The organism is Nonomuraea sp. NPDC001684 (assembly GCF_053596515.1).
Window position 1 is genome coordinate 1 of sequence record NZ_JBSFGJ010000464.1, and the last position, 7,058, is coordinate 7,058.

Annotated in this window: 7 protein-coding genes; 4 read left to right on the top strand and 3 right to left on the bottom strand. The window is 74.0% G+C overall.

Going from position 1 to position 7,058, the window contains the following annotated elements; genetic code table 11:
- Window positions 1-25 precede the first annotated feature (25 nt).
- Window positions 26-787: a ZIP family metal transporter gene (locus ACWCSD_RS43890; RefSeq protein ID WP_449924156.1), complete on the bottom strand. Its 762-nt coding sequence runs from the start codon at window positions 785-787 to the stop codon at window positions 26-28.
- Between the two features lie 141 nt (window positions 788-928).
- Between ACWCSD_RS43890 and ACWCSD_RS43895 the strand changes: the two genes are divergently transcribed.
- The 3 genes from ACWCSD_RS43895 (at window position 929) to ACWCSD_RS43905 (ending at window position 3,537) form a co-directional block, all read left to right on the top strand.
- Complete coding sequence (locus tag ACWCSD_RS43895) at window positions 929-1,156, top strand: hypothetical protein (RefSeq protein WP_358293571.1); 228 nt, start codon at window positions 929-931, stop codon at window positions 1,154-1,156.
- A gap of 20 nt (window positions 1,157-1,176) precedes the next feature.
- A complete protein-coding gene (locus ACWCSD_RS43900) occupies window positions 1,177-1,869 on the top strand; it encodes a YqjF family protein (RefSeq protein WP_449924160.1) in 693 nt (230 codons plus the stop codon).
- Between the two features lie 144 nt (window positions 1,870-2,013).
- On the top strand, window positions 2,014-3,537 hold the full coding sequence (locus ACWCSD_RS43905) for an alpha/beta fold hydrolase (protein WP_449924163.1): 1,524 nt from the start codon (window positions 2,014-2,016) through the stop codon (window positions 3,535-3,537).
- Window positions 3,538-3,584: 47 nt separating this feature from the next.
- On the opposite strand, the gene ACWCSD_RS43910 is transcribed toward ACWCSD_RS43905, so the two are convergent.
- Window positions 3,585-4,841 (bottom strand): cation:proton antiporter, encoded by a 1,257-nt coding sequence (locus ACWCSD_RS43910; RefSeq protein WP_397160149.1) that lies wholly within the window; start codon window positions 4,839-4,841, stop codon window positions 3,585-3,587.
- A gap of 189 nt (window positions 4,842-5,030) precedes the next feature.
- Between ACWCSD_RS43910 and ACWCSD_RS43915 the strand changes: the two genes are divergently transcribed.
- Window positions 5,031-5,552: a snapalysin family zinc-dependent metalloprotease gene (locus tag ACWCSD_RS43915; RefSeq protein WP_449924167.1), complete on the top strand. Its 522-nt coding sequence runs from the start codon at window positions 5,031-5,033 to the stop codon at window positions 5,550-5,552.
- Window positions 5,553-5,769: 217 nt separating this feature from the next.
- Here ACWCSD_RS43915 and ACWCSD_RS43920 read toward each other — a convergent pair whose 3' ends face one another.
- Complete coding sequence (locus tag ACWCSD_RS43920; protein WP_449924170.1) at window positions 5,770-7,041, bottom strand: hypothetical protein; 1,272 nt, start codon at window positions 7,039-7,041, stop codon at window positions 5,770-5,772.
- Window positions 7,042-7,058: the final 17 nt, after the last annotated feature.

Genomic DNA, 7,058 nt, shown 5'->3' on the forward strand with positions numbered 1-7,058 from the left:
GAAGGTGTCGGCCTGGGCGGCGAGCTTAAACGAGCGCTTCCAGGTCTTCGTGGTGGTCTGCCAGGCCACGCGCCACGGTGGTGATCAGCCCGGTGAGGACGTGCGCCTGCTCGAACGCCTCCGGGATCATGGTGTCGGCCACCATGGCCAGGATGGCGCCGGCCGCGATCGCGGTGATCAGCGCGATCGCCTCGGGGGAGGCCGACCGGAGGGTCAGGTAGCCGATCATGGCCGCCACGCCGCTCACCACGGCGATGCCGCCCCAGACGCCGAACACGTACGCGGGGCTGCGCCCGGCCCGTCGCATGCCGGCGGCGCTGGACAGGCCCTCGGGGACGTTGGAGACGAACACCGCCGCCACGACGGCGAGGCCGATCTCGCCGCCGTGCAGCAGGGACAGCCCGAGCACCACCGACTCCGGGATGCCGTCGAGCAGCGCGCCGACGGCGATGGCGGCGCCGCTGCCCTGCGCGTCGGCCTCGCTGGGCTGCTGGTCGCCGGAGCGTTTGCGGTGCCGGGCGCCGTGCCGCGCCAGGATCGCGTTGGCCGCCACGTACGCGCAGGCTCCCGCCAGGAAGCCGACGGCGGTGGGCAGCAGCCCGCCGGACCGTTCGGCCTCGTCCAGCAGCTCGAAGGAGAGCGCCGAGATCAGCACCCCGGCGCCGAAGGCCATGACGGCGGCGATCGCCCGCGCCGGGACCCGCACCAGCATCGCCACGGCCGCGCCGAGGACCAGCGCGCCTCCGGCGACCAGCCCCCACGTCCCCGCTTCCAGCCACTCAGGCATGTGCACCGATCCCTCTCGCGTCCTCGTCCCCAAGGTTCCCTCGCCTGAGCCCTTCCCGTCACGCGTTCCGGAGGCGGGGATTGGGGTGGAACGCCCCGGGTAGGGCAGGCGGCGGTCCGCCCCCGTCGTGAGGAGACTTGGATGGAGCACCGCCACACCCCTTGCACCCCGCGTCCGGCGCGACAGCTCTACGAGATCACCGTCCTGGACGCGGCGGGCGACCGCTGGCACACCATCGGCTGGGGGATCGACCAGGCGGAGGCCGAGTCGGCCGCGCGGGCGTGCGTCACCCGGCCGGTCCCGCCCTACCGGGCCGCCCGGATCCGGCGCGACGGCCGGGTCCTCGCCGAGCACCGCCGCAGCGCGTGAAGGCGCCGCCGTCGCCGCGCGTGGCACTGCCGGTGATGTGCCACCGGTGGGCGCACATCACGTTCCTGCACTGGCGCTACCCCGTCGAAGCCGTCCGTGAGCTGGTGCCGGACGAGCTCGCCGTCGAGACCATGGACGGGTCGGCGTGGGTGGGGGTGACGCCGTTCCTCATGGAGGACGTACGGGTGCCCGGCCTGCCCGCCGCGCCGTGGTTGTCGGCCTTCCCGGAGACCAACTGCCGCACGTACGTGCGGGACGCGCGCGGCCGTTCCGGCGTCTGGTTCCTGTCCCTGGACGCGGGACGGCTGCTGGCCGCGCTCGGCGGACGCTCCGGCTACCGGCTGCCCTACCACTGGTCCGACATGTCGGTCGGGATCGACCGGCGGCGCCGCCGCTACCGCTGCCGCCGGCGGTGGCCGGGGACGCGGGGCGTGCGGTGCGACGCCGAGGCGGAGGTGGGCGGCGTCCTGCGGGAGGACGAGCAGGACGAGCTCGCGCACTTCCTGACCGCCCGCCACCGGCTGTTCACCCGGGTGGCGGGCCGGCTGGCCGCGGCCGAGGTCGAGCACCCGCCGTGGCCGCTGCAGCACGTCGAGCTGACCGGCCTCGACCAGGACCTGCTGCGGGCCGCCGGCCTGCCAGGCCCGGCCGGCCCGCCCCTCCTGCACGCCTCTCCGGGCGTGGACGTCCGCGTCGGCATGTGGTCATGGTGACCTGACGAGAGATCCGCGTACGCGCGCCGTCCGAAGGGGGCCGAGCGGAAGGTACTCAGGGATGACTCCGGTCTCCTCCTCCAGTCGGATGGTCTTGTCGGAGGAACTGATCGATGATCAGGTCCCCGAACGATTGGAGTCGCGATGCGAAGACCAGTCCTGATCCTCACCCTCTTATCGGCCCTCGCGGCGCCGCTCGCGCCGGTCCCCGCGGCCGCCGCCACCGCCCCGGCCGTGCGGTGGGCGCCGTGCGCGGAGGACCCCGCGGCCGACTGCGGGACGCTGACCGTGCCGGTCGACTGGAACGACCCGCGCGCCGGGACCTTCGAACTGGCCCTCGCCCGGCGCCGGGCGAGCGACCCGGCCGCCCGCATCGGGTCGCTGGTGATCAACCCCGGCGGCCCCGGCGGCTCCGGCGTGGACGCCGTGGTGAACAACTGGCTCAGCTTCACCCCCGAGATCACCAGCCGCTTCGACGTGGTCGGCTTCGACCCGCGCGGCGTGGGCCGCAGCCATCCCGTCACCTGCTCGCTGGAGCTCGCCCAGCAGGCGCCCGACCCGCTGTCGATCAAGGACCAGGCCGGCTGGGACGCCCTGCTCGCCTTCAACCGGCGCTACGGCGAGGACTGCCGCCGGCGCACCGGCCCGCTGTTCGACAACGTCCACACCGGGTACGTGATCCGCGACCTCGACGCCCTGCGCGCCGCCCTCGGCGACGACAAGCTGACCTACTACGGCGTCTCGTACGGCACCCTGATCGGCCAGCTCTACGCCGAACGCTACCCGCGCCGCGTCCGCGCCCTCGCGCTGGACAGCAACATGGACCACAGCCTGGGCACCCAGGCGTTCCTGGACACCGAGGCCTGGACCTCCCAGGACTCCTTCAACGAGTTCGTGGCCTGGTGCGGCCGGACCGGCTCGTGCGCGTTGCACGGCAGGGACGTCCGCGCGGTGTGGCACGAGCTGCTGGCCAGGGCCGACCGGGGCGAGCTGACCTTCCCCGGGCAGCCGGACGTCAAGCTGCGCAGGCTCGACCTCATCGGCCTGGCCTTCGGCGCGTTCTACGGCCCGGCCTGGAGCCAGCTCGCCGAGCTGCTGGCCGCCATGGAGAGCGGCGCCGGCCCGGTCAGCCCGCTCTTCGCGCCGCCCGTCCGGGCCGCCGGGGAGACCGTCAACGACGCGAGCTTCGTCTTCTGCCAGGACTACGCGCTGCCCGTCCGCGGCTACCGCGACTGGGACCGGCTGCTCCGCAGGTCGGCGGCCGTCGCGCCGGACATGCTGGTCAGCGCCGCGGCGCACCCGCTCGCGCTGGCCTGCCAGGGCACGGCCACGCCCAACCGGCAGCACCGGCTCAGGGTGGACGGCTCGCCGGCGCTGCTGCTCGGCAACGCCCTGCACGACCCGGCCACGCCGTACGTGTGGGCGGCCTCCACGGCGCTGCAGGCCGGCCGGCAGGCCCGGCTGCTGACCTACGAAGGGTGGGGGCACGGCATCTACGGGCGCGGCGAGTGCACGACGGCCGCCTTCGACCGCTACCTGCTCTCCCGTGACCTGCCCGCCCAGGGCGCCCGCTGCCCGGCCGTCCCGCCGGACGAGACGTCGCTCAGGCGGGTCCCGGGCCCGAGCCCGCTGCCCGGCCGCCCCGGATGGACGTCCGTCCTGCGGTAGCCGGACGGTGACGCGGCCTCGCGGCCCCCTCTCCGCGAGGCCGCGTCCTACCCCCGCGCGCCCGTCGCCAGGCGCTCGCGGAGGGCGTCGAGGCGGGCCATGGCCGGGGTCGCGGTGATGCCGTGCAGGACGACCGAGAGCACCACGGTGAAGGCCGTCACCGCCCACAGCTCCTCGGGCGGCACGCCGAAGTCGGCGTGGCCGAGCGCGTACGCCAGGTAGAACAGCGACCCCACCCCCCGGATCCCGAACAGCGAGATGACCCGGCGCTCGCGGGGGCCGGCCGGGCCACGGACCTGGGAGAGCCAGCCCGCCAGCGGGCGGATGACCAGGATCAGCAGCACCCCGACGAGGGCGCCGCGCCAGGTGAGCGGGGCCAGGCCGCCGGCGGCGACGAATCCGCCGAGCAGGAGCAGCAGCCAGGAGGTGAAGAGCCGTTCGAGCTGCTCGACGAAGCCGTGCAGGACGTTGTTGTAGCCGTGTCCGTGCTCGACCCGGCGGATGGCGCAGGCGGCGACGAACACGGCGATGAAGCCGTAGCCGCTGACCAGCTCGGTGACCCCGTAGGCGAGCAGGGTGGCGCCCAGGGCGACGAAGCCGTCGCGGCGCTCGGCCAGGCGCAGCTCCTCGGCGGGGGAGTGGAAGAACAGCCGGCCGAGCAGGCGGCCGATCAGCAGGCCGCAGACGACCCCGGCGACGATCCGGTAGAGCACGTCCGTCAGCGCCCACTCGCCCGTCCAGCCCAGGCCGCCGGCGGTGGCCAGGGCGATGGCGGCGTACACGATGGGGAAGGCCAGCCCGTCGTTCAGACCCGCCTCCGAGGTGAGGGCGAAGCGGACCTCGTCGTCGGCGTTCTCGGCGTCGGCGGGCTCGCCCACGCTGACGTCGGAGGCGAGCACCGGGTCGGTAGGCGCGAGCACGGCCCCCAGCAGCAGCGCGGCGGCGACGGGCCAGCCCAGCACGCCGGAGGCCGCCGCCGTGACCCCGGCGACGGTCAGCGGCATCGCCCAGCCGAGCAGCCGCCAGGTCGTCGACCAGCTCCGTAACCCGATCCGCCGGTTGAGCGCCAGCCCCGCGCCCATGAGCGAGACCAGCACGCAGATCTCGGTGATGTGCTCGACGGCCGCCCGGTGGGCGACGGGATCGGGCTCGGGCAGCCCGATCGGCAGCAGGTACAGCCCCATGCCGCCGAGCAGGTAGACCAGGGGAGGGGAGAAGGCCCGGCGGGCCAGCAGGCCGGGCAGGACGGCGGCGAGCAGCGCGGCGGCGCCGCCGAGGGCCAGGACGAGATCGGGGGTGGACATCCCGGCCCCACTGCCCTGATCAACTCAGGACAATCTTCCTTTTATGCGCGCAAACCGCTCAGTGTTGCTCGGATCGACAAGCCGGGGCCGTCGTCGGCATATCGCGGCAATATGCACTAATAGCTACTTTTCGCACCCCTGGCTGCGCGCCTACCGTGACAGGACCCCCCAACTTCTGGAGGAGGATCCGTGTCAAGGTCTCTCCGTGTCACGCTCTCCGTCGTCCTCGCCCTCTCCTTCCTGCTGGTCACCTCCCCGGCCCAGGCCGCCGTGCTGGTCCGGGTGCTGCGGTACGACGCCTCCCGGTCGGCGGAGTTCGTCACCGTGATCGACCAGGCCGCCCAGGTCTGGAACGCGAACGTGGTGAACGTCCGGCTCATGCAGGGCACGCCCGCCAGCTTCGTCGTCCTGGCCGACAACAACTGGCCCAGGACGCTGCCCACCAGCCTCGGCCGCGGCACCATCTGGATGGGCCGCCAGGCGGTCAACCAGGGCTACTACCCGCTGCGGATCGCCACCCACGAGATCGGCCACATCCTCGGCCTGCCGGACCGGCGCACCGGGCTCTGCGGCGACCTGATGTCCGGCTCCAGCGCCCCCGTGAGCTGCACGAACGCCACCCCCAGCATGGCCGAGCGGGCCGAGGTGGACCGCAACTTCGCCGGCAGCGCACCCGCGGTCGAGTTCGGCCGCGTCCACGAGGACCGCTGACCTCCAACGCACCCGTCAGGCTGTCTCACTCCGCGCCGCCCCGCCGGTTCGTCCGGCGGGGTTGGCCGCAGGGCCGTGATCGTATTGTCTGGGAGCAATCGCCCCCCGACGTGAGGATCAGCGCATGCCCCGTTCGAGAGCCGTCCTGTCAGCCCTCGCCGCCGCGGCCTCGGTCCTGACGGCGGGCGGATCGGCCGAGGCGGCGGCGGACGTGCCGTTACCCTCGGCGGTCTTCCGCGCCACGCACAACAGCTACTCGGGCAACATCAACGGCGCCAGGAACTCGATCGCCTACCAGCTCGACCACGGCGTCCGCTTCGTCGAGCTCGACGTGCACGACAACGGGTACGCCACCGCCCGCGACTACTCCGTCGGCCACGACGCCCCCGGCGACGAGGTGGACCACGCGGGCAACCCGGCCTCCAACCTCCTCGGCGACTGGCTCGCGGTGATCGCCGGCTGGTCGGCGGCCCATCCCACGGCCGCGCCGATCGTCGTCGCCCTCGACCTCAAGGACGACCTGACCGACAACCCGTCCCACGCCGCGGGCAACCCGGCCGCGCTGAACGACGAGCTCGTCGCCGCCTTCGGGCCGCGGCTGCTGCGGGCCGAGGACTACCCGGCCGGCCCGCCTGCCGTGGACGCGCTGCGCGGCCGCGTGCTCCCGGTGATCTCCGGCGACGGCACGACCCGCACGCTGTACAAGCGCGACCTCGGCTCGAACCCGGCCGTCGCGGCCAACGCCCGCGGCCAGGTCGTGGAGGTGCACGACTCGGGCGCCGGAGCGCTGTGGTACTGGACCGGCGCGTACGGCGCCGACGGCCGGGTGACCTGGCTGCGCCACGGCAGGTACGACAGCGGCGTCACCCCCGCCGTCGCCCTCAACGACAACGGCGACCTGGTCGAGGTCCACCAGTCGCAGAACGCCACCACGCTCTGGTACCGGGTGGGACGCCTGGACGCCGCCGGCGAGATCACCTGGTCCGCCAGCCGCCAGTACGACAACGGCGTCCTGCCGACCGTCCGCTTCACCGACGCGGGCGGGACCCGGCTCCGGGAGATCCACCGCAGCCAGAGCAGCAGCCAGAACTGGGAGTGGTCCGGCACGCTCGACGCCGGCGCGGCGAGCGTCGCGTGGAGCGGCAACGCCAGGACCTCCGACGCCCGCCACGACAAGACCACCTCCTACGGCGGCGCGCCGCGCGTGCACGTGTGGACCGGCGCCGACGGCCCGACCCCGTCGCGGACCCTGCGGGTGGACACCGACGCGTTCACCGGCGACCGCATCCGCCACCGGCAGGTCGCCTTCGCCGAGTTCCAGCAGGGCGACAGCGCGGAGCTGCGGCAGGACGCGCTGTTCTACGCGGCGCCCGCCGGGCAGTCGTCGTTCATCACCGACGCGCGGCGGGCGGGAGGTCATCGGCCCGGCCGGCACGAAGATCGCCGGCAGGTGCCCGAAGTGCAGCGCCCCGATGAACAGGCCCGGCACGATCTTGTCGCAGACGC